This is a genomic window from Paenibacillus baekrokdamisoli (assembly GCF_003945345.1).
GTDB lineage: Bacteria > Bacillota > Bacilli > Paenibacillales > Paenibacillaceae > Paenibacillus_Z > Paenibacillus_Z baekrokdamisoli.
Map to the genome: position 1 here is coordinate 505,711 of NZ_AP019308.1, position 24,045 is coordinate 529,755.

Below are 24,045 nucleotides of genomic sequence, written 5' to 3' on the forward strand. Positions count from 1 at the left end.
CCTAGCGAAGCGGACGGAATCGTTCTGAAGAAGCGACAGCGTTCGCCTTTGTCTCCTTATTTCTACCCTTAAGGGATAGAATCAAGAAATAGGGAGACAACAGCGATCGTAAGAATGATCCGTCCGCGCAGCGGGCTTTTACGCACAAGGATTCGCATTTATCAAGTACTTATTTTAGTGTTGAGCTGAAATTATAGTGTTGAGCCGAAAAAGGAGCTAACCATGAATAGCGATTGCTATTTGCTGGTTAGCTCCTTTTTTCTTAATGGGCCATGAGTGACACCTATTCTGATATCGGCAGCACCGACCGCCTAATAATAAGCTCCGCAGGCAGAACGATTTTCTTCCAAGGCACTGCAATATTCCGCTCCTGTATGCGCTCGATCAGCATTTGCATCCCAAGATAGCCGAATTGATAAGCCTGCTGGGCAGCAACAGTCATGAATGGATCCATCTCCGAATAGGGACCAAAATCATCGATACATACAATGGACTGATCCTCAGGAATACGTAATCCCCGCTTGCGAAGCAAGCGAATAACCTCAATAGCGAGTACGTTATTACCAGCCATGATTGCCGTCGGCATTGGCTCCATGCTATCCAGCCATTGCTCGATCTGGGCCAAATCACTCTGGGGTCCGAAGCTTGCTTCATGCACATAGGCTTCATCATAGATCAGATCATTCAGCTTCAATGCTTCCTGATAACCTTGCAGCCTAAGACGAGCGCTGGAGATGGAGGAGGAGCCGTTAATCATCGCAATTCGGCGATGGCCTTGCGACATCAGGTAGTCAACTAAGCTTCGCGCGCCCTCTTTGCTATCACCAAGCACGATGTCGCACTCAATGCCCGGCACTTCTCGATCGAGCAGGACGAACGGGACATTGTGCTTGCGAAGGGAGTCTAAATGGGGGAAGGAGGGATCGCCAGCAGGAGCGATGAGTACGCCATCCACGCGTGAGGAGAGAATGGTTGTCAAATAATCGGATTCCTTCTCCAAACTTTCGTCGCTATTTCCAAACAGCAAGCGATAATCACTCTTCTTTGCGGCATCCTCGGCTCCCCGCGACAACGTCGTATAGAACGGATTCGTAATATCCGTAATTAATAGAAACAGAACTCGGGTTTGCTGCAGCACAAGACTGCGTGCCGTATGATTAGGAACATAGTGAAGTTCTTCCATAACCTTCTTTACCTTGGCCCGTGTTTTATCGCTAATCTTGCCAGTGTTATTGATAACTCTAGAAACGGTCATGGCAGAGACATTAGCTTTTTCTGCAATATCGTAGATTGTAACCATTATTTTTACTCCTTATCGACAAATCATACTTTTATATTACAGAAGAAAGAGATTGACAGCAAGCGTTTACACTGATATTTTAAGGTTATCGGTAACATTTTAGCGTTAGAATTGACTCAGGAGGGATTTTATAATGACAGATACAACTTTCCGTTTCCAAAGCAAGTTCCCGAAGATCGGTATTCGCCCGACGATTGATGGCAGACGCAAGGGTGTTCGTGAATCGCTAGAAGAACAAACGATGGAGATGGCCAAATCGGTAGCCAAGCTGTTCGCGGAGAACCTTCGTTACCCGAATGGTGAGCCTGTGGAATGTGTAATTGCCGACACTTGTATTGGCGGTGTTGCTGAATCCGCAGCTTGTGCAGATAAATTTCTACGCGAAGGTGTAGGTGTTTCTCTCACGGTAACTCCATGCTGGTGTTATGGAACGGAAACTATGGATATGGATGCGTCTATTCCAAAAGCGGTTTGGGGTTTTAATGGAACAGAGCGCCCGGGAGCTGTTTATTTGGCAGCGGTATTGTCCGGTTATGCACAGAAAGGTCTTCCTGCTTTTGGTATCTACGGTAATCATGTTCAAGATGCTGGCGATACCTCGATTCCAGATGACGTAAGAGATAAATTGCTTGGCTTCGCTAAAGCAGGTCTTGTTGTTGCTTATATGCGCGGCAAATCCTATTTATCCATGGGGTCGGTTTCCATGGGTATCGCGGGTTCGATCGTCAACGATCAATTCTTCCAAGAGTATCTTGGCATGCGAACAGAATATATCGATATGTCTGAATTCGTTCGTCGTATGGATGAAGGCATCTATGATGGCGAGGAATTCGAGAGAGCGCTTGTGTGGGTGAAGGCCAACTGCATCGAAGGTGCGGATAACAATGCAGAGAGCATGCGCACAACTCGTGAACAGAAGGATCAGGATTGGGAAACAGTTGTAAAAATGACTCAAATCGCGCGTGATCTCATGGTCGGCAATTCCCGTCTTGATGAGCTTGGTTTCGGCGAAGAGGCGATGGGCCATAATGCGATCGTTTCCGGCTTCCAGGGGCAGCGCCAATGGACCGATCATTTTCCGAATGGTGATTTCATGGAAGCGATTCTGAACTCATCCTTTGACTGGAACGGTATCCGCGCTCCTTATATGGTCGCAACAGAGAATGATAGCTTGAACGGTACAGTTATGCTGTTCGGGTACCTCCTGACGAATACAGCGCAGATTTTTGCAGATGTTCGCACATACTGGAGCCCTGAATCCGTTGAACGCGTGACGGGTCACAAGCTGGATGGCTTTGCAGAGAACGGCATTCTACATCTTATTAATTCAGGATCAGCTACATTAGATGGGAACGGTGAACAATCACGCGATGGTCAGCCTGCGATGAAGCCGTTCTGGGAAATTAGCGAGCAAGAAGCACAGCAATGTCTAGATGCTACTTCTTGGCGTCCGGCATCGGTTGAATATTTCCGCGGCGGAGGTTATTCCTCTGATTACCTGACTCGTGGCGGTATGCCGATGACGATGTCTCGTATTAACCTTGTGAAGGGAATTGGTCCGGTTCTGCAAATCGCAGAAGGCTACTCGGTTGATCTTCCTGAGCATGTACATGAGACACTCGACAAACGGACGGATTCCACATGGCCAACGACTTGGTTTGCTCCGATAATTACAGGTGAAGGTGCATTCCACTCGGTATATGAGGTCATGGACAATTGGGGAGCCAATCACGGCTCGATCAGCTACGGACACATTGGTGCTGATCTCATTACACTCGCGTCCATGCTGCGGATCCCAGTGAGCATGCATAACGTATCGGAGGAAAATATTTTCCGTCCACGTGCATGGGGGCTGTTCGGTACCAATAATCAAGAAAGTGCTGACTACCGTGCGTGTCAGAACTTCGGGCCATTATACAAATAATTAGAAGCAACGTAGTCGCTTGATTCTTGCATGTTGGGGATCAAGCGACTGTTTCAATAATGGAAGGCCAATTCTATTTACTGGAGGAATTTCAAACCATGAGCATTGCAAACATTCGGCAGGAGCTTTGCAAATACGCAAAGAAAACAGTAGCAAACAAGCTAGTAGTAGGTCCAGGCGGTAATATTAGTGCCAAATTCGAAGGTAAAATGTACCTCTCTCCAAGCGGCTTCGCACTGGATGAAATTGAACCTGAGCAATGGGTGGAGGTGGATATTGAGTCAGGCGAGATTACGGATATCGGACTGCGGCCTTCTTCTGAAGTCCTCATGCATTTGTACGCATATCGGGCGAATCCGAATATCGGAGCCATCGTACATACGCATCCTCCCTATTGCATTGCGTTTACTTTGGTTGAAGAAGAGCTGCCAGTCATGTTCCCGGATCAGGCTGCGCTGGTTGGTAAGACGGTCTATATTCCTTATGTGCTTCCGACTACAGATAAACTGGCAGATGCTCTATTGGAGAAGGTTAATGTGGCTAGCTCTATCCTCCTAGGCAATCATGGTTTGGTTACGACAGGCCGTAATCTTCGTGAAGCTTATTACCGTACAGAAGTAGTTGAGGAAAGCGCAAAGATCTTCCTCATTGCAACAGCGATTAAGAAACCGAAGGTCTTGACAGATGAAGAGTACGAAGAGATCGCATCTCTAGAGAGCGAAGCGTACCGCATCCAACTGCTCCAGAAGATGAAATAATAATGAATGATCATGTCTATATAACAAGCTGGGTAAAGGGGAGCTGGTAGAATGACTCTGCTTTCGACCGTCTTGGCCTTCGACCTTGGAGCCAGCAGTGGCCGTGCCTTAATCGGAGAGTTGATTCAAATCGGTGATGAAGAACCGAAGCTGCAGGTGAAAGAGATCCATCGTTTCCCGAATCAACCCATTCAGATTGGTAAACATCTGCACTGGGATATATTGAGGCTGCTGCATGAGATCAAAACAGGGATACGAATCGCCTTTCAAGAGGGCTACAAGCCGCTGACATTAGGGATTGATACATGGGGTGTTGATTTTGGCTTAATTGATGCCAATGGAGAGCTGGTGGGCAATCCTTATCACTACAGGGATGCACAGACCGAAGGTCTAATTGAAGAGGTTAACGGACTTATTGGCAAGGAGGCCTTGTTCAAGCAGAGTGGCCTGCAGTTCATGCCCTTTAATACCATCTACCAGCTCTATGCAATGAGGAAAGCATCCTCGCCCAAGCTAGATATCGCCCAGACGCTGCTGTTAACGTCTGATTTACTTATTTATTTCCTTACCGGCAAAAAGGTTTGCGAATTTACGATGGCCACCACGACGCAGCTTCTCAATCTGGAGAATCAGACTTGGAATGTGGAGCTCATGGATCGTCTTGGTATCCCGTCTCGTCTATTCCTAGAACCGGTTGCACCAGGAACTCGCATCGCACCACTTTCACCAGAGGTATATGAGGAACTGGGCGTACAGTCGATTGAAGCGGTTGCTGTGGGTACGCATGATACGGAATCGGCTATCGTAGCTGTACCAGCTAGCTCAGAGCCATTTGCCTATCTAGTATGCGGCACATGGTCCTTACTAGGGACGGAGCTTGCAGAGCCTCTGCTCACCCCAGAGACGATGGAACTGGAATTTTCTAATGAAGGTGGCGTCGGCGGGACCTATCAATTGCTTAAGAACATCATGGGGCTATGGATCTTACAGGAATGCAAACGGGAATGGGATGAGCGGGGTAATGTCATCTCCTTCGCTGATTTAGCCAAATTAGCGGAGGAGGCTGAGCCGCTCCGAAGCTTCATCCAACCGGATGACCCGAGATTTTATTCGCCCTCTGGTATGGTAGAGAAGGTACGCAGCTATTGCAAAGAGACCAACCAGCCTATTCCACAATCGGAAGGTCAGGTTGCAAGATGCATTCTTGAAGGTTTGGCGCTGAGGTATCGGCAAGCACTTGAACAAGCAGAGAAGCTGACAGGGCAAAGCTTCAGTGGCCTGCACATGGTTGGCGGTGGCATTCAGAATGAGCTGCTTTGCCGACTTACAGCAGGAGCGCTTGGTCGCCCGGTCTGGGCGGGACCTGTCGAGGCAAGTGCAATCGGTAATATGCTCATGCAGCTTGTATCCCTGAGACAATGCAAGGATTTGGCGGCCGCGCGCAAGCTAACGGCTACTTCTTTCCCAGTGCAGAGCTATCAAGCCGAGTCAACGGATTTGTGGGATCAAGCTTACAAGAAATTCATTCAATTGAGGCCAGCGTGAATTTGTCATAAGCTGGCTTTAACGTGCAGCTTAATAATAAGACGGGAGCATGGGTTGACTTTTTCTTTGTCATTGTCATTGTCATTGCCCTAGCCGTTGTCATTGTCGTATCAACAAGGAGGCCATTAACATGTTAATTGGTGTATCCAAGCTTATCTCTCCGGAGCTGCTCAAAATTCTTAGTGAGATGGGCCACAGTGATGAGATCGTGCTAGCTGACGGAAATTTTCCTTCTGCTAGTCATGCTCAACGGCTAGTGCGATGCGATGGTCACCCGGCTCCTGAACTGCTTGACGCTATTCTTCAGCTGTTTCCACTTGATCAATACGTCGAGCGGCCAGTATCACTTATGCAGGTCGTTCCGGGTGATACGGTAGAGACGCCGATATGGCAGCAATATAGAGAAATTATTGCGAATCGTACAGGTCTTAAGCAGCCCTTTGAAGAAGTGGAAAGATTCGCTTTCTATGAACGTGCTAAGAAAGCCTATGCCGTTATTGCCACGGGTGAGAGTGCCCTATATGCGAACTTAATTCTCAAAAAGGGTGTTATTTATTAGGCTCATCACTACAACTAGTGGTTGACGACGAAGGTAATCAGATGATGTTGAGCGGACAGGAGAGCTCTTATTTCAGTCCAATCGCTGCATTAGGTAGACTAAAGGACAGAGAAGCCGCTATTCTCCAGCAAATCATCTGAAATCAGCTGCATTTTAGTTGATAGCGGAACCTGTGTCCGCTGAATTTGTTTGGAGTCGTGTTTTGATCTGAATAGCGGTTCCACAGTCCGCTCAGCAAGATTAACGGGAAAAGCTCCTGTTATTTCTTATTGAACGCCTGAAACGCTGTGTAGAATCACCTATCGGCGAATAAAATGCGGCTTAGACTCGAAACGGGCCCGTTACAAAATAGTCAACCACTGATTATGAGATTGGGCCATTCAATAAGCAGCTTAATCGCTTTTATTTTGAATCTATACACTAATCAGTGGTTACCTTCACGTCTAACCTAGCGAAGCGGGCATCAACGCACCATGTTTCGCATTTATCAAGCACTTATTTTAGTGTTGAACCATAAAACTATTATTTCTTTAAGTCCTTTTTTCATCACCAAACCGGTTCCGCTGCTGTTTAAGAAGCAGCAGGGACCGGTTTTTTCTTATGCTGTTTGCGTGATTGCGATTATGCATGGAATAAGGTGGCATAGGATGATCCAAGTCGGGGAAACATTTGGAAATGGTCATAAATGGAGGCGTGAGCGATGGATCTGAAAAAAATAGGTATGTGGCCTATCTTTATGATGTTAGCTCTATCGGTGGGGCTCTCGAGCCATGTCATTACCCTCCCGACCATTCTTGCAGTCAGTCGGCGTGATTCTTGGATGTGTTCAATCGTGGCTTGTGCGGTTCTTATTCCATGGTTTGTAGTCGTAATTGGCGGCATTATGAAGCGAACGAATCAGACTAGTTTAAGACAGTGGCTGGTTCAACGATTATCTCCGGCAGGTGCCTGGATTATTCTTGGACCGATCCTCTTTTTTCTGATAATGACAAGCTTCCAGACCTTCATCGAGACAACGGCATGGACATCGTCTACCTTTTTGCCTGCGACACCCGATATCATTCTTGCTATTTGCTTGATGCTGCTTGTTGTCTACGGGGCCTGGAATGGACTCCGAACAATTGCTTATATGTCTTGTATTCTGCTTCCTCCGGTCGTGCTGCTAGGGGATTTGGTGATGACTGCCAATATGCCGGACAAAAATTACAGCTTTCTTCTTCCCATGCTGGAGAACGGTTGGGGTGTGATGCTCGAAGGTTCATTTTATGCCATTTGCGGCTTGATCGAGCTATCCCTGATTATTTTCATTCAGCATCATTTACCCGGAAAATTGGCAAATTGGAAGCTGCTAGTACTGCTTATTTTCTTAATGCTCTTAGGGGTAGGTCCAGCGATGGGTGCGATTACTGAATTCGGACCGATTGAAGCGGATAAGCTTCGTTATCCTGCCTTCTCTCAATGGAGATTAGTTACGGTGGGTAAGTATATTGAGCATCTTGATTTTTTTGCCATCTTTCAGTGGCTTTCTGGTGCCTTTATTCGAGTGTCATTAGGTCTTGTGCTCGCAATGGAGCTAATCCCTCTTCGAACAAAGAAAAGCCGTTCGCTTTTTTTGCTTGTTGTTAGTGTGCTCTTCATTGCTAGTGCTAAGTTCCTTATGTCTAGATCCATTCAAGTGCAAACGGCCATAAAGATCACTTTTCTAGTAGAAATCATTATCATTGTTTTCGTCACGACACTTCTATGGCTGCTCTCATTCAAGCAGCAGAACAAGGGAGGTAGTAATGAGGATGGGCCAAAACCAACCAGACAGCCACAATCAGACTCCGAAACTAATAAACCGCTTCAAGCCCACTCGTGAATGGTTTGATGAGACGTTAGGAGGCTGTGGGGATGTCACGATTAGTGAATTAAAGCGTGGAAGCGGAGACACGAACGGCATGTTAACGGTCCTCTATTGCGCGAGCATGATTGATCGGAATGTGCTTCAAGACGTTCTCTCTTCCAGTAGTGATTCCCTAATTGACCCTTTGAATAGTCCGCTGCTGCTCAAATTTGATCCGGGAGAGGAGGGTCAGAATTTATTTAATTGTTTATTTTCTGGCAAGCTTATTGTGTGGGAGCAAGACAACCAAAACTTATATAGCTTGGATATTTCTAATCAACCGACTCGAAGCCCGGAAGAATCGACCATGGAGCTTTCGCTTAAAGGGCCTAGGGATGGATTCGTGGAGAGCGTCGATATCAATCTTGCTCTTGTTCGCAAGCGTCTTCGGACACCGAAGCTCCAAGTCGAACGGTTCAATATTGGGTCGGATTCTCAGACACAGGTTTGTTTGCTATTCATGATTGATCTCGCCCCGCCTGAAGTCATTGAAGAAGCAAAGAGAAGGCTTAACAGTATTGATATTAAAGCTCTTCATGGCTCAGGTGAGCTGGAGGTGCTGATAGCTGATCGTTCCTTAGCGATGTTTCCTCTCGTTGACTATACGGGACGGCCAGACTTTGTTGTGCAATCGCTGATGAATACAAGATTTGCACTTCTGGTTGATGGCTCACCGTCGGCAATTATCGCACCTGCCAATATGTCGCTTCTCGTCAAATCGCCAGAGGATTCTACACTGCCTTATTATTTTGTTTCCTTTGAACGGTTTCTTCGTTTAATTGGCTTGATGCTTGCCGGATTTCTGCCTGGCTTCTGGATCGCACTTCTCGCGTTTAACACCGATCAAATCCCGCTGCCGCTCCTAGCAACAGTGACGGTATCGAGAACTGGCCTTCCGATGAGCTCGCAAATGGAGATTTTCTTGATGATGCTGATGTTTGAGCTGTTTCGTGAGGCTGGAATCAGACTTCCTCGCGCTGTTGGGCAAACGGTTACTGTAGTCGGTGGACTGATTGTCGGGGATGCAGCCATACGTGCAGGACTTACCTCTCCGACCATGCTTGTAGTTGCCGCTGTAACGGCAGTTGCAACCTTCACGCTAGTGAATCAAACTTTGAATGGATCAGTGACCGTTATTAGGCTTTACATTCTCTTTGCCTCGGCAACGTTGGGTTTATTTGGGTTCTTTCTATCCATGTTCTCGGTATTCATCTACTTGTGCTCGCTCGAATCGTTCGGTGTACCCTATCTTCAACCCATTGCTCCTTTTAATCCGCATAAAGTGTTAACGGCAATTCTGCAGCTCCCGTGGAAAATACGAGCCAAACGGAGTGGATGAACGGTGAATACAAAACTTCGATTGCTGCCACTCAAGCTGCTGCTTCTTATCGGACTGACCTTGATGATTAATGGCTGCTGGGACTCCTCAGATCTTGGAAGTGGTGCCTACGTTACAGGGATTGGAGTCGATTATATCAATGGTCAGTATGTGGTCTATACGCAGATGATAGACTTTGGGGCAGTTGCCAAGAGTGAAGAGCAGAAGACCACGAGACCCTCGGTATGGGTGGGCAGAGGCAAAGGTAAAAGTATCAACTCAGCTATTGAAGATATAGCGTCAACAGCTCAAACGAGTATGAACTTGGAGCAGATCAAGGTGGTACTCATACGTCAACCGGCCATGATTCATTTGGATGCTATCCTAGACGCTCTTAATCGCGTCCGCGTAGCGCGGTATACCGCGTGGATTTTCGGTACGAAAGACAGTATCCTTGAGCTGTTTAACGGGGGCAGCTTCTTTGGTAAATCGGAGCTTGCGAGTCTGCTTTACAATCCAAAGGACCAGGGGATGAAGAGCAGCTTTATTAAATCGCTTTCGATGCAAAATTTCGTATCTGCTTTTAACGAGGAAGCGATGACGGCTTTGCTGCCTTCTGTGAAAATAAACAACAAAATATGGAAAAAGAATAAAGAAAAAATGCCAATCGAAATCATTGATGGGATATTCACCTTTAAAGGCAAAGAGGATATCCACCATTTCCCTCTTGCTCATCTAATTGGTATTCGCTGGATGAATTCAAACTTCCAGCGCCATGTTATCGTCATTTCGGCGGGTGGGAATCTAGCTAGTTTAGCGGTTCGTAATGTGAAATATTCCATTAAGACAACCATAAAGGACGGGCAGCCTTCCTTCTTATTAAAGCTGTCTCTTACAGGGGAGCTAAACGAGATGGATGGCGAGCTAGGTATTGCTGCAATCAATAAGGAAGTACAGCAGGTGATTAAAGAAGAGATTCTGCAGACCTACAACTATGGTGTGAAGAAAAAGGTGGATTTGTTCAATTTGAATGAATCTTTCTTTCGCTATCACGCAAAGGAATGGAAGAAGCTGCAGGCTGCTGGAGGCTGGCAGCCGAGCAATAACGATTTGAAAGTGCAGGTTAAATTTACATTGAAGAATTCAGGCGGTTTTCAACTTAAATAAGTTTTCCTACATTTGTCCATATAGCGGTTAAATGCGTCCATGTCCGAAAGGACAGACTCCTCCTATGCTTGAATCGACATAGAGATATATAAAACTGTTCCGAAGCTTTAATGGCTGCGGTCAATCTTAAGGAGGATATTATCCGACTACGCGAGGCGATGTAGCAATGTTAGGCAATTTCGGCTATGAGCTTGATCTGACGCAGTTCACGGTTGCGGAGAAAGAAGAAGTTAAGCGTCAAGTTGCGCTCGTCAAGGAAGTGCGAGAGCTCGTGCAGTTCGGTACTTTCTATCGGCTCTTGAGTCCTTTCGATGGCAATGAAACCGCGTGGATGTTTGTTTCTAAGGACAAGAAGGAAGCCTTCCTAGTCCATATTACAATACTGAATGAGCCTAACGCTCCGCTTAGTAGATTAAGACTGAAAGGATTGGATCCGAACTACAGCTACGAGTGGGTAGGGGAGAATCAGTCCTTTGGCGGTTCTCTTCTGAGAAGTTGTGCGTGTAGCAGGGTACAATCTGACGGACAACCTCACACTCTCTAGCATATGGTATATAGAATTCCATCTAGGGAGAGTGAGGCTGTGCAGCACTACATGGTTTGCTCAATAACAGCATTTATTGGGGCGATACTTACGTTTTCCTTTGGCATGTGGCCAGAGTCTTTAACATTGCTTGTTGTTGCAATGGGAGTTGATTATGTAACCGGAATATCGGCCGTACTGAAGGAAAAGAGTGGCCTAAACAGTGGTGTAGGTGCGTGGGGACTCGCTAAGAAAGGAATTATGCTGCTTGTCATTTTGCTAGCACATCGCGTAGATGTGCTGTTTGGTCTTGCAAACGTTACTATGGGCGGTGCTATTTATTTCTACTTGGCCAATGAGTTCATTTCCATAACAGAGAACCTTGGACGTATGGGGGTACCAATGCCCGATCAGCTTCGTCAGGCCATTGAAGTGCTCAAGAATAAAAAATGATGCCGTATAGCTCTCCTTATTGAAGGCCATCCTGTGAAGGGTGGCTTATTTTGTTGTCTGAAGCTAAGCTACTTGCTACCTGTCATTAGCTGCGTTATAATGAGAACAAATGTTCTTATTTAAACAAAGCTTGGAGGAGTAATAATGGCCGTGGACACTGGATCTCAACCACCCATTCAAATTGGCAAAGAGCTGGAGCTTGTTAAGCATTATGTTATGCTGGGCATTGTTATGCGTATTCTCGACCATGATATCCGGATTATCGGATCGACTGCTACTAAGCTCCCAAGATTATATGAATCGATTCTTCGGGGCTTGCAGGATAGAGTGCTTTTAGAGCTCGCAAATATGCGCAGGCAGTTTCGTGAAAGTGGTATTCAGGTTAACGAGGAGATAAGAAGCAAAGAAGGCTTAACGGCGATCTACCGCTGCAGGGGATACCAGCATACGTTTTCTTTTCTTTGGACATTTGTTAAAGCAGAGGCAGAAAGACTTCTTAAAGCGTATACAGTTCACTAAAAGTTCATCGTTTTGTCAAAATAACGAAAAAAGTTTATCTTTTTCAGCAGTTTAAGGTTGAGAAAAAAGGATGATCTTAGGTAAGATAAGAAGTAGACATTTAACGATGAAGGGGAGCAATTGCAATGCACAAGTGGATTATGTTCGTATTATTCGTAGCTGCCTCGGTTCTGGGCGTTTATTTGCTAACAACTCAGCTTCCTGCTAAGCCTGTTGATGAAGCAGCGTCATTGCCAGCTGACACTACGCTTTTGAAAGTGGAAGCAAATAGTGATTTCACGTTCGGTGAGAAGGAATACAAAGTTAAAGCGGGTAAATTCAAGGTGAAGCTTATTAATAAGAGCGGCGTTCATGGTCTAGCTATTCCTGATCTTGGCGTTGACCTTCAGGGCGATAAGATGGAACAAGATATTGTGTTGAAACCGGGTAAGTATCCTATGCACTGCGCGGTTATGTGCGGTACAGGCCATGCAGATATGAAGTCTGTTCTTATTGTAGAATAAACGAAAAAAGGAGCCCCTAGCGCGGCTCCTTTTTTTGAAATTATTAGGGGTTATCCAGGAGTGTACACTGCTGCTAGTCATGTGATTGTCTGCTTCTTCGGTTCTTAGCGATAATAGCATCGCAAATGAATCCAAGAACAGCATAGCTAGCGATTGTCAGTACATACATCGTTACAACGCTTACCTCATGGATATCCAAGAATAGATCAGCAAACCAACCCGGTACACTAAACATGAAGAAAACAAAATTATGAGGGTCATACCCCGTATAATTATACAAGCATAGAGCGACACCGATTAACGTGGCGACAATCGTGACTGAATAGCGCATGCATCGTTCCCCTTTGCTAGAAGATTGCCGAGTAGCGGCTGCTTAGGTTATTATGTGACAAAAGGATGCTTGTCATGCAATCCGCGTAGGAGCAAGAAAGACGCGATGCTTGAGACAAACAACCATTATCTTACACAAGAAGAAGGAGCGATATTACTATGATTACGCACATTGTATTTTTCAAATTAAAAGACCGTTCTGAAGAAAGCGTAGCCCGTACAGCACAGGTATTGAAAGATATGGAAGGCAAGATTGCTGAGCTGAAGCTGCTTGAAGTAGGAACAGATATTATTCATTCTGATCGTTCGTATGATATTGCACTCGTTACAAAATTCGATACTTTGGATGACCTTAATGCTTACCAAATACATCCTGTTCATAAGAAAGTCATTGAACATATGTCAGAGGTTCGCGAGTCGTCCGTTTGTGTCGACTACGAAGTTTAAGAAGGCGGGTTATCAATGGGTGACGTGTTCGAGATGATGACTTATCTGGTGGTTGTCATTTTAAGTTGCATTATAATGACGGTATGGCTTAAACGTAAGTCACGCAAAAATAAGCAGTAAATAAAGGTAAATAAATGGTAATACGAGGCAGGGATTAAAGCGGATGTATTATGTGAATCGCGAACAAATATCAGCCAGACTGCGTATCATACCATCCCTTGTGGAAGCCATGCAGACCCTTGATTCTCAGTGGGATGGGAGCTTAATTCAAGGCTTGGCGCAAGAACGCGCACTACACTTGGCAATTGAAGCTGTGACGGATATCGGAAGCTGCTTGATCGACGGTTTTATTATGCGAGACGCGAGCAGCTATGAGGATATTGTGGATATTATCGCGGGGGAGAATGTTTTCTCCGCAGAGCTGCATGAACCTTTGCTTGAGCTTGTACGCCTTCGCCGACCGCTTGTCCAGGATTACTATGAATGGCCCCACTTCGAGCGTCATCCCATGACTCATTCACTGCCATCCAACCTGCTAGCCTTTAAGTTAGCGGTTGAGAGGTATCTAATTCAAGAGCTTGGAGAATAGATCTAGAAGTAAATGGAAAGTGAGCAGTGAAGGCCTAAGGCCTTCACCGCTCACTTTCTTTGTCGTCGATTTACGAAACGGTAAAAATGCGTTACAATGACGCTACATGAAGTGGCTATTCGTGCTGAATTAGTCATTCGACACGCAAGGTGGTGGTGAGATTGGAACAATCTGGCAGTCTGTTCGTGCAGAAAGAACTGTCGTTTAAGCAGGAAGGATCGACACGACAAACCGTGTTAACACTTCTTAAGACACAGGGTCAGCTGAATGCGGCTGAATTAGCCAGGCAGCTGGACATTACTGAGATGGCGGTAAGAAGGCATCTATCCACGCTGGAACGCGATGGTCTGATAAGTCCGATCATCGTTAGACAAGCCATGGGAAGGCCCACGCATCGTTTTCAACTCACGGAGCAAGCTGAGCATTTGTTTCCAAAGAATTATCATGTACTTGCGCTTGATCTGCTTGAAGAGCTGGAGGATGCTCCTGAGACGGCTGTTCTGGTGGAACGTTTATTCGAGGGACGCAAACGCAAACTATTGGAGCGTTACGCCTTCCGAATGGAAGGGAAAACGTTGAAAGAAAAGGTTATAGAATTAGCGGCTATTCAGAATGATGGGGGCTACATGGTACAGCTTCAAGAAGATGAAGAGGTGCTTGTATTGAACGAATATAATTGCCCGATTGCTCAGGTTGCCAAACGCTATCAGCATGCATGTCAATGTGAACTGGCTTTATTCGAACAATTGCTTGAGGCTGAGGTGGAGCGGTCGGAATGCTTGGCCAAGGGTGGCGAGAAATGCAGCTACCGTATTACCCATTCGAGATCCTAGCTATCATTTTGATTCTAATTAAATAAATGAATTCCATTCACGGGAGCTGCATCCCCGTGTTTTTTTGTTTTCCTTTCTTCTCATCTATGTGTGTCAAGTCAAGCCCATGCTGCTTATAATGACAGTACGAATTGGGCTCTCGTCTAGAGCACAGGAGTCATGCAGAGGAGGTGTTTACTCTTGGCTACCATTTGGATGCAAGCTGTGTTTGTTGCTGCGTTTGTGACGTTGGTCGTTGGCGTACTGCTGTGGTTAAGGTCGGCTGATCGGAAGCTGGCTCAGCTGGTGCAAAGCGCTCAGACCATGGAGCTGCATGCAAGAGCGGCAGCTATTCAGGTAGGTGACCTGGTTCAGTCTACAGAAGCCACGATGCAGACCGTCCAAAGTCAGCTAGAGGGTGTTACGAAGCTGATGGAGGCGACCAAACGTATCGGCAGCGCTGCCGAGCAAGCTTCATCCACGGTAAGTCGATTGGCTAATGCTTGGTCCGAAACGGCTGAACAGCATATCTCAAAAGCGGGTGGCAAATATAAGCATCAAATTGCTAATGCGCTCGATTGGGCGGAAATAGGCTGTACAGCCTGGCAGTTCTGGCAAACCAAGCGTAAAGAAAATGCTTCTCCTGTATGTTCCAAGCATGACGAAGGGCACGATACAAAAGAATAGCTGACAACCGAGCTGACAGTACCCAACTAGCGGTTGCAGTATTACTGACAACCGAGCTGACAGAACCCCAGCTAACGGTTGCAGTATTACTGACAACCGAGCTGACAAAACCCAGCTAACGGTTGCAGTATTAAAGGGAGCGATAAACCATGGCAAAAAGTAAAACGAGAAATTTCCTGCTCGGAGCGCTAGCAGGAGGTATTGCTGGATCCGTTACTGCATTGCTTTTAGCACCTAAATCAGGCCGTGAGCTGCGTAAGGATATCGTAGTGGGAGCTCAGCAAGTAAGCGAGCGAACCGTTCAAATTGCGAGTCAGGTTGGAGAATCGACCACTCGCCTTGCTAGGCAGGTTGGTAATGGAGCGACGGAGTTCGCTGGTAAAGCACGTGATACTGCTAGTAATGTCATTGAGAGCGTGCGCAGCTGGCGCTCCCCGCAAGTTGATGGAGAGCTGGATGATATCTCGGATGCAGCCTCAAATTTATTAGAAACTGGAGCTTCAGAGACCGATGAGGAAAATGCAGATAAATCGGTATTGCAAACAATAAGTTGAAACATTTCAACTTAGATGAAGAAAATAGAAAAGAGCTTCGCCTATGCGTTTTGCATGGGTGAAGCTCTTTCTTATTAGCATGATACTTTGGGAGAAAGGGCTGGAAAATCTAGAAAATGTGCTTGCTTCTAATGAGAATCTGCCGTATGCAAGGAGGCGTCCTGCTTCTCTTCCTTGGTACGCTGCTTTAATTTAACGGATCCTAAGAAGATGGCAAGAATCGCACCAATTAGAATAAAGCCAAGGCCGTATATGAAGACACTATGGAGCGAATCGACCAATGTTGATTTTAGAACAGGAACTATTTTTCCGAGCGCTGCTTGGGGGATCTGCTGGAGTGCTTCCTTATTAAGCAGTGAATTATATAAAGCTTGCGGATCTGTCTGAATAAGCTCGAGTGTTTTTGTTTTGAAAACTGTTGTCTTATCCGTCGTAGCAATATCATTGATAATTGGTGTTAATTTCTCACCAAGCTTGCCGCTTGAAGTGTGATTCATAATGACACCAAGAATAGTGATCCCGAAAGTACCGCCGATTGAGCGGAAGAATTGGCTGGAGGAAGTAACAACCCCAAGCTCCTCTTTCTTAAAGCTTTCTTGCAAGATCAATGTGAGCAAGGGCATGACAAGTCCGATCCCTACACCCATAATAATCATGTAGGTGGATGCAAGCAGCCGAGTCGTACTCTGATCCATCGTTGAAAGTAAGAAGAAGCTAACGGCAGCAATAATCATCCCCGTTACCATTTGACGGCGAACACCAATTTTGTAAACAAATTGACCGCCGATGACACTTGCTGCAATAAGAGCTAGCATCATAGGCATCATGACTGTGCCTGAAGCAGAGGCACTGATACCGACAATGCCCTGCATGAATAAGGGAACGAACACGACTGCGCCAAACATCCCAAGACTCATGAAGAAACCAATTCCGTTAACCTTGGTGAACGTCCCATTCCGGAATAGATGCATCGGTAGAATGGGTTCACTCGTTTTTGTCTCAATGCGTACAAAAAGAATCAAAGAAACAACAGCAAGAACGAACATTCCAATGATCTGCCAGGATACCCATGGGAAATTTTTCCCTCCCAGTGATAGGGCAAGCAATAGGCTCACAACACCGATAATCATCGTAACAATTCCGGCGTAGTCAATTTTTACGGCGCCTTTGGACTTATGACGCGGCAAGCCTGCTATGATGAAGGCTAGGGCCACAAAGCCGACAGGAAGATTAATAAAGAAGATCCAGTGCCAATTGACGGAATCGACAATCCATCCACCGATTTGTGGACCGATAACTGAGGAAAGACCAAAGATCGCTCCGAACATCCCCTGCCATTTGGCACGCTGCTTACCAGTGAAGAGATCCCCGATAATAATCATCGCCATTGGCATCATAACACCGCCGCCGATACCTTGTATACCGCGGAAAATAATCAACTGTTCCATAGATTGAGCCACGCCGCATAGTGCGGAACCGGCAATAAAGATCAGAATACCTAGTACATAAATAAGCTTACGACCGAATAAGTCAGCGAGCTTGCCGGCAATGGGAACAACCGTTGTTGAAGTTAACATGTAAGCTGTTGTTACCCAAGTGATTAACCCAAGTCCGCCCATTTCGCCGACAATCTTAGGCATTGCTGTACCGACAATTGTATTATCAAGTGAGGCGAAGAGCATGGCAATCATTAGGCCGGCAATGAGCATCCCTTTATGTTTGAAAGGCTGGTCTTGCGGTTCTGGTACGACACCAGATTTTGTTTTTGTTAGTTCCACGGGATGTTCATCTCCTTCAATTTGTTCGAAGAAAACAGACTTCGAAAGTTTAAACTAAATTGTAACGCGGACAGCTCGTTATCCTTCTAAGGTGGAAGCGGCCAGCGCGATTCGCTCGAAAGTGTTAACGAAATGCTCAATTTCAGCGGGATCTAGCGTGTTGAGAAGCCGATTATGGATTTTTCGTGACTCCAAAATAACCTTCTCCATAGCAATAGAGCCTTTCTCTGTAGGGAGCAGCAACGTGACACGCCGATCCTGTTCATCGGCTAAACGCTTCACGAAGCCATGCTGTACGAGTCTGTCGATCATTACTGTAATAGCGCTTGGTTTTACTTCCATTCTTTCCGCCAACATAGAGGCCGTTACGCGCTTCTCTTCAGAGATCAGCTTCAGAATATAGCATTGTGGCCCTGTTAAACCATCCTCTAGCTTCTCGCTAATTAAGGAGCTTATCTTTCGTGTCGTCGAGCTCATAGCAAGCTGGAATCGTACAGTATTACTTTCGGAGCTTGTCGGTTGATCTTGTTGGTCACCCAAACGTGGTAACCTCCTTGCGTGATAATTTCCTTTCCTACTTATTCATTCAGCATTAAATAGTTAGACTATTCAATAATTCATTGATAAATAGTTAAATGATTTAACTAAATGATAAAAGAAAAATCGCCTTGCTGTCAAGACGATTTTTACATCAATATTTATATATGATGACTCACTAAGAATGTTCGTTTCGATACTCCGAGCGGAAATCAGAGGGAGAATAGCCAGTCGCTCGGCGAAACTGCTTGGAGAAATAAAGGGCATCACGATAACCTACAGAGGTCGCAACTTGATCGATGGTCAATAGAATTTTGCCAGACAACAGCTCCTTCGCGCGCTCAATCCTGACTCTTAGCAGAAATTGCATGGGCGATACACCTGTATATTGCTTGAACATTTTGGATAAATGGGTTCTATGATAGCCGAGGCTTTGAGATAAGTCATCAATGGATATTTCTTTGGCAAATTGATAGGAAAGAAAACGAACTGCCTGCTTGATCTGCCGCTCCATATCAGGAAGGATCGCAAGCGAGTTCAGTGTTAATCTGCCTGCATTGACCTCGCCGAATTCTTTGAGCAGAATGCGAAGCAAACCATTGGCTTCCAAGTCCGCTAGCTCTGGAAAAGGTGTTTGTTTAAGCGTTTGCTGCATTTTTCGGTAAAGGTGTACGACCGACCGAATATCATCTTTATGCACAACGGGATGAGCGACAGAAAAACCTAAGCTTGACAGCAAAGGCTCAGCCAAAAAGCCTCGAAAAGCAACCCATCGATAATGCCATGGATCTGTATCATGAGCAGAATAGGTAAACAGTACATCTGGAAAGATAAAGAAGGTATCACCCTTCACGCACTCATAGCGTTTGCCATCGATCTCGAAGGTTCCTCTGCCTGATAGGACAGTATGTACAAGGTAATAATTATGTACGGCAGGACCAATCTGATGGAGCGGGAATGGTTTGCCTTCGCCACTGAATAAGACCGTCAACTCGCCATTCCCCGGCTGCGTGTTTGAGCCGATGCTAATTTTGAAATGTTCAACGGGTGGTTTCATATATACCTTTTACTTCCTTTCCTGATGTACCTGATTTCCTTTCTTCAGCCTATCGCATGAAACTACAAATGTCCATAAATATCATACTTTATTTCCTACTCAAATTTAACGATTATGGTCTATAGTGTGAATGAGAAGAAGACATTAATCCGGTTTCATAAAAAAAGCTTTGATCGACTAATACTATTTTTTATAGGAGGATTTCTCTATGTCGAAGATTACTTTCATTGGTGCGGGAAGCACGGTTTTTGCTAAAAATGTGTTGGGCGACTGCTTGAAGACACCAGTGCTGCAAGGGTTCGAAATTGCTATTTTTGATATTAATCCAGAGCGGCTTGCTGATTCAGAAACGATGTTGAATCATATTAAGAATACGAGCGGCAGCACCTGTGTGATTCATGCGTATTCGGATCGCAAAGAGGCGCTTCGGGGTGCCAAATATGTCGTTAATGCCATTCAAGTAGGCGGTTACGATCCATGTACCATTACGGATTTCGAGATCCCGAAGAAATACGGCCTGCGTCAGACTATCGCGGATACAGTTGGTATTGGCGGTATATTCCGCAACCTGCGGACGATTCCGGTTATGCTTGATTTTGCCCAAGATATTAATGAGGTATGTCCAGATGCGTTATTCTTGAACTATACGAATCCAATGGCGGTTCTTACGAATGTAATGAACACGTATGGCGGCGTTAAGACAGTCGGATTATGCCACAGCGTGCAATCCTGCGTCAGTGAGTTATTCAAGCATCTAGGAATGGATACAGCAGGGGTTAAATCCAAAATTGCCGGCATTAACCATATGGCTTGGCTGCTTGAAGCATCCAAAGACGGTGTAGATCTGTATCCAGAAATCAAACGACGTGCACGTGAGAAACAAAATGAAAAGCATCACGACATGGTGCGTTACGAGATGATGCTTAAGTTTGGCTACTATATTACGGAATCGTCTGAACACAATGCGGAGTATCATCCGTATTTTATCAAACGCAATTATCCGGAGCTTGTGGATCGGTTTAACATTCCGCTTGATGAATACCCGCGTCGCTGTATCGAGCAAATCGGCAACTGGAAGAAACTTAAGGCAGATCTCGTTAACAACACCGAGCTGCATCATGAACGTTCCCATGAATATGCCTCCTACATTTTTGAAGCGATTGAAACGAATGTTCCGTTCAAAATTGGCGGGAACGTCATGAATACCGGCTTGATAACGAACCTGCCTCGTGAGGCAGTTGTTGAAGTATCCTGCCTGGTTGATCGCAATGGCGTAACACCAACATTCGTCGGTGACCTGCCGCCGCAATGCGCAGCGCTAAACCGGACAAATATTAATACGCAGCTGCTAACCATCGAAGCAGCAATTACACGTAAACGTGAACATATTTATCATGCTGCAATGCTGGATCCACATACAGCAGCTGAGCTGTCGATCGACGATATCATTGCAATGTGCGACGATTTAATTGAAGCTCATGGTGATTGGCTGCCGCAATACATCTAAATGTAAGGGAAAAGCAACCGCGCCGCTGCTGACGAAGAGCTTGCCGCAAATCGGAAAAGCTTTGAAAATTGTGCTCCAGCCCAATCTTTCAACAGATGAAACAACCGCAATACCAACGACACCAGAGAAATAAGGGATTCCTTTTAGTAAAGAACGGCGTCTGCCTTGCCTGCATAGGTGAGAGCATAGCCGTTTTTTTGTTTTGCTTTTTCCCATGTTCCTTTTACCCTTGTACCTTGTCCTGAATTGCGCTACGATGTAGGTACGTTTTTTTAATAGCGTTCATATTCTATTGAAGTCCTGCCAAAACGTACAAGAAAGCGGTGTTTCCGTGCAACAACCGATCGCAGTATTGGATTCTGGCGTAGGCGGTTTGACCGTCGTTAGAGAAGTGATGCGTCAGCTTCCCCGAGAGAAAATCATTTACTTCGGTGATACCGCCCGTACACCTTACGGTCCGCGTCCTGCGGAAGAAGTAACACGGTTTACTCGGGAAATTGTCGACTATCTCATTCAATTTCGTCCTAAAATGATTGTAATAGCTTGTAATACAGCAACAGCTGTAGCGCTTGAGGATATCCGGTCAAGAGTAACTATTCCTGTCGTTGGCGTGATTCATCCGGGAGCACGAGCTGCTAATGGTCGTACCCAATCAGGTGTCGTTGGTGTGATTGGAACGGAAGGTACGATTCGCAGCGCTGCCTATGAACATGCGCTTAAAGGGCTATCGCCTAACCTAGAGGTGATCAGTCTAGCTTGCCCTCGTTTTGTTCCTTTGGTGGAGCAGGGGAATTTTCGTTCCGCTGAAACCTACGAGGTCGTTCAATCCTCGTTGGAATCATTGAAGTGTCGTCAGCTGGATACGCTTATTCTAGGTTGTACACACTATCCATTCCTTGCGGATACCATTTCGGAAGTAATGGGTAATAATGTGACGTTAATTAACTCCGCGGATGAAACGGCTCGTGAGATCAGTACGATTCTCCATGATCGTAACCGGCTTGCACGTAATGAAGCGCTGCCGGTACATCAGTTCTTTTGCAGCGGCGATCCACGTATGTTCAAGACCATTGCCCAGCAATGGCTTGGAGAGCAAATTGAATTGACGCCAGTCGTATGGCAAGTTCCTCAAATCGGATAATACCAGAGTAAGTAAAAAGAGCGATTCTTTCGTCCCTGTTGGACGAGGAATCGCTTTTTTTTTGTTGACAACAATGTGTTTAAGTTATATGGTTAGTTACATAAGTAACTAACCAACTAGGTGGTGAGGAAAATGGCTTCTTTAATTGATGATGGCCGTCCGATATTCGTTCAAATTGCCCAGCGAATCGAAGACGATATCATAAATGGTGGACTTCAGGAGGAATCACAGGTTCCTTCCACGAACGAATTTGCATCTTTCTACCAAATTAACCCGGCTACGGCAGCTAAAGGCGTTAATCTTCTCGTAGACCAACAAATTCTATACAAGAAGCGGGGAATTGGAATGTTTGTATCAACCGGAGCTCGTGGCGTGCTAATAGAGAAGAGAAAAGAACAGTTCTATGAGCAATATGTCATAACGATGATTAAAGAGGCACAGAAGCTCGGTATTACGATTGAGCAGCTGAAGGAAATGATTCAGAAAGGGGATCAATAGAAATGAAGAACATCGTTGAAGTAAACGGATTGACCAAGACTTATGGGAATGTTGCAGCTGTTCATGATGTAAGTTTCACGCTAGATAGCGACAAGATTTATGGATTACTCGGTAGGAATGGCGCTGGCAAAACAACAATCATGCATATGATCGCAGCACAGCAGTTCGCAACAAAAGGTGAGATTAAGTTGTTTGGGGAAACCCCGTACGAGAACAACAAAGTCCTAAGCCAATTATGTTTTATCAAAGAAAGTCAGAAATATCCAGATAGCTTTCGTATTGTCGATGTCCTTCATGTGGCGGCTACATTATTCTCCAATTGGGATCAGAAATTTGCAGAATTATTGATTGAAGATTTTCGACTGCCAATCAAGCGTCGAATGAAGAAATTATCCAGAGGGATGCTTTCCTCAGTCGGTATAATTATTGGCCTTGCCAGCAGGGCACCATTGACGATGTTCGATGAGCCCTATATCGGACTTGATGCTGTAGCAAGAGGTGTGTTTTACAACCGACTCATTGAGGATTATGCCTTGTACCCGCGGACGATCCTTCTCTCCACGCATCTCATCGACGAGGTTAGCCAAATCTTAGAGCATGTCTTGATTATTGATGGAGGCAAGCTGATGATGAATGAGGATGCCGATTTTCTTCGAGGTCTGGGATGCACGGTTATAGGATTGTCTACTGCTGTTGAAGCTTTTACGGCAGGTAGAGAGGTCATAAACCGGGAGTCATTAGGGGGAATGATCGCCATAACTATCACGGGCAAATTATCGGCTGAGGATCGACTTACAGCTGCTGAGCAGGGACTTCAGCTTAGTCCTGTCTCGATGCAGCAACTGATTGTTCACATGACGAGTCAAAAGAAGGAAAGAAAGGAAGTGCTTTAGGATGAACCGAATCCCAGCTGTTGTTAACATTCATTGGAGAGACAAGACGGTTTGGCTCGTTGTACCTTGGCTCATTCTAACCAGTAGTTTTGTCGTTAACCTCGTTGTCGGTCTCTTTATGAAGGAGGGTGAATACATTTATTCCGGTGGGCTAGCTTCCATATTTATATATATACTTGTAGTCGGCATTCTTACCTTATCCCAATCGTTTCCATTCGCGCTTGGCTTATCTGTAAGAAGGACGGATTACTTCTTAGGTACTGGAATAGCTGCACTGGGTATCAGCTTCATTACAGGAATTCTGCTCTATCTACTCTCATTCATTGAGAATGATTTGACGGATGGCTGGGGGGTGCGTGTTCATTTCTTTCACCTGCCTTATCTCAATGACGGGACGCCCTTGGAGCAATTATTTATTTATTTTATGTCTATGTTAGCTATTTTCTTCTTCGGATTTATGATAGCAAGCATTTATCGGCGTTTTGGCAGAATGGGGATGTTTGTTTGTTCACTCCTTGTCTTGGTGTTCGGTACAATTGGGAGCTATATGATGACTCATTTTGGACTGTGGATGGATATGTTTGAAGTCTTGAAGCCATTGTCGGCGTTTATGCTAGCCTTATGGTTAATACCGATTACGGCTTGTACCACAGGAATATCCTATCTTCTGCTGCGAAGAGCATCCATGTAACAAATGAGGCATGTGACTAGTGGCAGCGGCATAGCATGTGACTAGACCGATTGAAGTGCTAACTTAAAGC

At 45.5% G+C, this 24,045-nt stretch carries 26 protein-coding genes and 1 pseudogene; 22 read left to right on the plus strand and 5 right to left on the minus strand.

Features of this window, described 5'->3' with window-relative positions; translation table 11 throughout:
- Positions 1–283: 283 nt before the first annotated feature.
- The gene (locus EKN16_RS02080; protein ID WP_125653478.1) at positions 284–1,300 is read right to left on the minus strand and encodes a LacI family DNA-binding transcriptional regulator; all 1,017 of its coding nucleotides are present in this window, start codon (positions 1,298–1,300) and stop codon (positions 284–286) included.
- 133 nt (positions 1,301–1,433) lie between these two features.
- On the opposite strand from EKN16_RS02080, the gene EKN16_RS02085 reads away from it, so the two are divergent.
- The 12 genes and pseudogenes from EKN16_RS02085 (at position 1,434) to EKN16_RS02135 (ending at position 12,454) form a co-directional block, all read left to right on the plus strand.
- Positions 1,434–3,224 carry an L-fucose isomerase gene (locus EKN16_RS02085; protein WP_125653479.1) on the plus strand — a complete coding sequence of 597 codons (1,791 nt, stop codon included), beginning with the start codon at positions 1,434–1,436 and terminating at the stop codon, positions 3,222–3,224.
- A gap of 98 nt (positions 3,225–3,322) precedes the next feature.
- Positions 3,323–3,982, plus strand: a complete 660-nt coding sequence (locus EKN16_RS02090; RefSeq protein WP_125653480.1) for a class II aldolase/adducin family protein — start codon at positions 3,323–3,325, stop codon at positions 3,980–3,982.
- 51 nt (positions 3,983–4,033) lie between these two features.
- Entirely contained in the window at positions 4,034–5,527 is a 1,494-nt protein-coding gene (locus tag EKN16_RS02095; RefSeq protein ID WP_125653481.1) for a rhamnulokinase, read from the plus strand.
- Between the two features lie 130 nt (positions 5,528–5,657).
- On the plus strand, positions 5,658–6,086 hold the full coding sequence (fucU, locus tag EKN16_RS02100; protein ID WP_125653482.1) for an L-fucose mutarotase: 429 nt from the start codon (positions 5,658–5,660) through the stop codon (positions 6,084–6,086).
- A 17-nt stretch (positions 6,087–6,103) separates the two neighbouring features.
- Complete coding sequence (locus EKN16_RS33400; protein ID WP_260182343.1) at positions 6,104–6,226, plus strand: hypothetical protein; 123 nt, start codon at positions 6,104–6,106, stop codon at positions 6,224–6,226.
- A gap of 560 nt (positions 6,227–6,786) precedes the next feature.
- Positions 6,787–7,947: a GerAB/ArcD/ProY family transporter gene (locus EKN16_RS02105; RefSeq protein WP_125653483.1), complete on the plus strand. Its 1,161-nt coding sequence runs from the start codon at positions 6,787–6,789 to the stop codon at positions 7,945–7,947.
- Positions 7,877–9,310, plus strand: a complete 1,434-nt coding sequence (locus tag EKN16_RS02110) for a spore germination protein (RefSeq protein WP_232016158.1) — start codon at positions 7,877–7,879, stop codon at positions 9,308–9,310. The genes EKN16_RS02105 and EKN16_RS02110 overlap by 71 nt, the downstream gene beginning before the upstream one ends.
- A gap of 3 nt (positions 9,311–9,313) precedes the next feature.
- On the plus strand, positions 9,314–10,456 hold the full coding sequence (locus EKN16_RS02115; protein WP_125653485.1) for a Ger(x)C family spore germination protein: 1,143 nt from the start codon (positions 9,314–9,316) through the stop codon (positions 10,454–10,456).
- Positions 10,457–10,604: 148 nt separating this feature from the next.
- Positions 10,605–10,946: pseudogene (locus tag EKN16_RS02120) on the plus strand (GH36 C-terminal domain-containing protein); the annotation flags it as partial.
- A gap of 57 nt (positions 10,947–11,003) precedes the next feature.
- Positions 11,004–11,432, plus strand: coding sequence for a phage holin family protein (locus EKN16_RS02125; RefSeq protein ID WP_408636344.1), 429 nt, complete (start codon positions 11,004–11,006; stop codon positions 11,430–11,432).
- A 144-nt stretch (positions 11,433–11,576) separates the two neighbouring features.
- On the plus strand, positions 11,577–11,951 hold the full coding sequence (locus EKN16_RS02130; RefSeq protein ID WP_125653487.1) for a YhjD family protein: 375 nt from the start codon (positions 11,577–11,579) through the stop codon (positions 11,949–11,951).
- Positions 11,952–12,076: 125 nt separating this feature from the next.
- Positions 12,077–12,454 carry a cupredoxin domain-containing protein gene (locus tag EKN16_RS02135; protein ID WP_125653488.1) on the plus strand — a complete coding sequence of 126 codons (378 nt, stop codon included), beginning with the start codon at positions 12,077–12,079 and terminating at the stop codon, positions 12,452–12,454.
- Between the two features lie 73 nt (positions 12,455–12,527).
- On the opposite strand, the gene EKN16_RS02140 is transcribed toward EKN16_RS02135, so the two are convergent.
- Positions 12,528–12,785, minus strand: coding sequence for a hypothetical protein (locus EKN16_RS02140; protein ID WP_125653489.1), 258 nt, complete (start codon positions 12,783–12,785; stop codon positions 12,528–12,530).
- A gap of 158 nt (positions 12,786–12,943) precedes the next feature.
- Here EKN16_RS02140 and EKN16_RS02145 point away from each other — a divergent pair, with 158 nt between their 5' ends.
- The 5 genes from EKN16_RS02145 (at position 12,944) to EKN16_RS02165 (ending at position 15,873) form a co-directional block, all read left to right on the plus strand.
- On the plus strand, positions 12,944–13,231 hold the full coding sequence (locus tag EKN16_RS02145; protein ID WP_125653490.1) for a Dabb family protein: 288 nt from the start codon (positions 12,944–12,946) through the stop codon (positions 13,229–13,231).
- A 163-nt stretch (positions 13,232–13,394) separates the two neighbouring features.
- Positions 13,395–13,820, plus strand: coding sequence for a DUF86 domain-containing protein (locus tag EKN16_RS02150; protein WP_125653491.1), 426 nt, complete (start codon positions 13,395–13,397; stop codon positions 13,818–13,820).
- Between the two features lie 161 nt (positions 13,821–13,981).
- Positions 13,982–14,653 carry a helix-turn-helix transcriptional regulator gene (locus EKN16_RS02155; protein ID WP_232016159.1) on the plus strand — a complete coding sequence of 224 codons (672 nt, stop codon included), beginning with the start codon at positions 13,982–13,984 and terminating at the stop codon, positions 14,651–14,653.
- A 180-nt stretch (positions 14,654–14,833) separates the two neighbouring features.
- Positions 14,834–15,319: a DUF948 domain-containing protein gene (locus EKN16_RS02160; protein ID WP_125653492.1), complete on the plus strand. Its 486-nt coding sequence runs from the start codon at positions 14,834–14,836 to the stop codon at positions 15,317–15,319.
- Between the two features lie 149 nt (positions 15,320–15,468).
- Positions 15,469–15,873, plus strand: coding sequence for a YtxH domain-containing protein (locus tag EKN16_RS02165; RefSeq protein WP_125653493.1), 405 nt, complete (start codon positions 15,469–15,471; stop codon positions 15,871–15,873).
- Between the two features lie 128 nt (positions 15,874–16,001).
- On the opposite strand, the gene EKN16_RS02170 is transcribed toward EKN16_RS02165, so the two are convergent.
- The 3 genes from EKN16_RS02170 to EKN16_RS02180 all read right to left on the minus strand — a co-directional run bounded on the left by EKN16_RS02170 (position 16,002) and on the right by EKN16_RS02180 (position 19,245).
- Positions 16,002–17,582 (minus strand): MDR family MFS transporter, encoded by a 1,581-nt coding sequence (locus EKN16_RS02170; RefSeq protein ID WP_125665775.1) that lies wholly within the window; start codon positions 17,580–17,582, stop codon positions 16,002–16,004.
- Between the two features lie 147 nt (positions 17,583–17,729).
- Entirely contained in the window at positions 17,730–18,191 is a 462-nt protein-coding gene (locus EKN16_RS02175) for a MarR family winged helix-turn-helix transcriptional regulator (RefSeq protein WP_125653494.1), read from the minus strand.
- Between the two features lie 175 nt (positions 18,192–18,366).
- Positions 18,367–19,245 (minus strand): AraC family transcriptional regulator, encoded by an 879-nt coding sequence (locus tag EKN16_RS02180; RefSeq protein WP_125653495.1) that lies wholly within the window; start codon positions 19,243–19,245, stop codon positions 18,367–18,369.
- Between the two features lie 208 nt (positions 19,246–19,453).
- On the opposite strand from EKN16_RS02180, the gene melA reads away from it, so the two are divergent.
- The 5 genes from melA to EKN16_RS02205 all read left to right on the plus strand — a co-directional run bounded on the left by melA (position 19,454) and on the right by EKN16_RS02205 (position 23,975).
- Positions 19,454–20,752, plus strand: coding sequence for an alpha-glucosidase/alpha-galactosidase (gene melA / locus EKN16_RS02185; protein WP_125653496.1), 1,299 nt, complete (start codon positions 19,454–19,456; stop codon positions 20,750–20,752).
- A 331-nt stretch (positions 20,753–21,083) separates the two neighbouring features.
- Positions 21,084–21,893, plus strand: coding sequence for a glutamate racemase (gene racE, locus EKN16_RS02190; protein WP_125653497.1), 810 nt, complete (start codon positions 21,084–21,086; stop codon positions 21,891–21,893).
- A 132-nt stretch (positions 21,894–22,025) separates the two neighbouring features.
- The gene (locus EKN16_RS02195) at positions 22,026–22,391 is read left to right on the plus strand and encodes a GntR family transcriptional regulator (protein WP_125653498.1); all 366 of its coding nucleotides are present in this window, start codon (positions 22,026–22,028) and stop codon (positions 22,389–22,391) included.
- A gap of 2 nt (positions 22,392–22,393) precedes the next feature.
- Entirely contained in the window at positions 22,394–23,284 is an 891-nt protein-coding gene (locus EKN16_RS02200) for an ATP-binding cassette domain-containing protein (protein ID WP_125653499.1), read from the plus strand.
- A gap of 1 nt (position 23,285) precedes the next feature.
- Entirely contained in the window at positions 23,286–23,975 is a 690-nt protein-coding gene (locus EKN16_RS02205) for a hypothetical protein (protein WP_125653500.1), read from the plus strand.
- Positions 23,976–24,045: the final 70 nt, after the last annotated feature.

Excerpts from the sequence above, each read along its gene's own strand:
- EKN16_RS02080 (WP_125653478.1), bottom strand. The coding sequence starts at position 1,300 with ATGGTTACAATCTACGATATTGCAGAAAAAGCTAATGTCTCTGCCATG.
- EKN16_RS02085 (WP_125653479.1), top strand. The coding sequence starts at position 1,434 with ATGACAGATACAACTTTCCGTTTCCAAAGCAAGTTCCCGAAGATCGGT.
- EKN16_RS02090 (WP_125653480.1), top strand. The coding sequence starts at position 3,323 with ATGAGCATTGCAAACATTCGGCAGGAGCTTTGCAAATACGCAAAGAAA.
- EKN16_RS02095 (WP_125653481.1), top strand. The coding sequence starts at position 4,034 with ATGACTCTGCTTTCGACCGTCTTGGCCTTCGACCTTGGAGCCAGCAGT.
- fucU (WP_125653482.1), top strand. The coding sequence starts at position 5,658 with ATGTTAATTGGTGTATCCAAGCTTATCTCTCCGGAGCTGCTCAAAATT.
- EKN16_RS02105 (WP_125653483.1), top strand. The coding sequence starts at position 6,787 with ATGGATCTGAAAAAAATAGGTATGTGGCCTATCTTTATGATGTTAGCT.
- EKN16_RS02110 (WP_232016158.1), top strand. The coding sequence starts at position 7,877 with ATGGGCCAAAACCAACCAGACAGCCACAATCAGACTCCGAAACTAATA.
- EKN16_RS02125 (WP_408636344.1), top strand. The coding sequence starts at position 11,004 with ATGGTATATAGAATTCCATCTAGGGAGAGTGAGGCTGTGCAGCACTAC.
- EKN16_RS02130 (WP_125653487.1), top strand. The coding sequence starts at position 11,577 with ATGGCCGTGGACACTGGATCTCAACCACCCATTCAAATTGGCAAAGAG.
- EKN16_RS02135 (WP_125653488.1), top strand. The coding sequence starts at position 12,077 with ATGCACAAGTGGATTATGTTCGTATTATTCGTAGCTGCCTCGGTTCTG.
- EKN16_RS02140 (WP_125653489.1), bottom strand. The coding sequence starts at position 12,785 with ATGCGCTATTCAGTCACGATTGTCGCCACGTTAATCGGTGTCGCTCTA.
- EKN16_RS02145 (WP_125653490.1), top strand. The coding sequence starts at position 12,944 with ATGATTACGCACATTGTATTTTTCAAATTAAAAGACCGTTCTGAAGAA.
- EKN16_RS02150 (WP_125653491.1), top strand. The coding sequence starts at position 13,395 with ATGTATTATGTGAATCGCGAACAAATATCAGCCAGACTGCGTATCATA.
- EKN16_RS02165 (WP_125653493.1), top strand. The coding sequence starts at position 15,469 with ATGGCAAAAAGTAAAACGAGAAATTTCCTGCTCGGAGCGCTAGCAGGA.
- EKN16_RS02170 (WP_125665775.1), bottom strand. The coding sequence starts at position 17,582 with ATGCTCATTGCCGGCCTAATGATTGCCATGCTCTTCGCCTCACTTGAT.
- EKN16_RS02180 (WP_125653495.1), bottom strand. The coding sequence starts at position 19,245 with ATGAAACCACCCGTTGAACATTTCAAAATTAGCATCGGCTCAAACACG.
- melA (WP_125653496.1), top strand. The coding sequence starts at position 19,454 with ATGTCGAAGATTACTTTCATTGGTGCGGGAAGCACGGTTTTTGCTAAA.
- EKN16_RS02195 (WP_125653498.1), top strand. The coding sequence starts at position 22,026 with ATGGCTTCTTTAATTGATGATGGCCGTCCGATATTCGTTCAAATTGCC.
- EKN16_RS02200 (WP_125653499.1), top strand. The coding sequence starts at position 22,394 with ATGAAGAACATCGTTGAAGTAAACGGATTGACCAAGACTTATGGGAAT.
- EKN16_RS02205 (WP_125653500.1), top strand. The coding sequence starts at position 23,286 with ATGAACCGAATCCCAGCTGTTGTTAACATTCATTGGAGAGACAAGACG.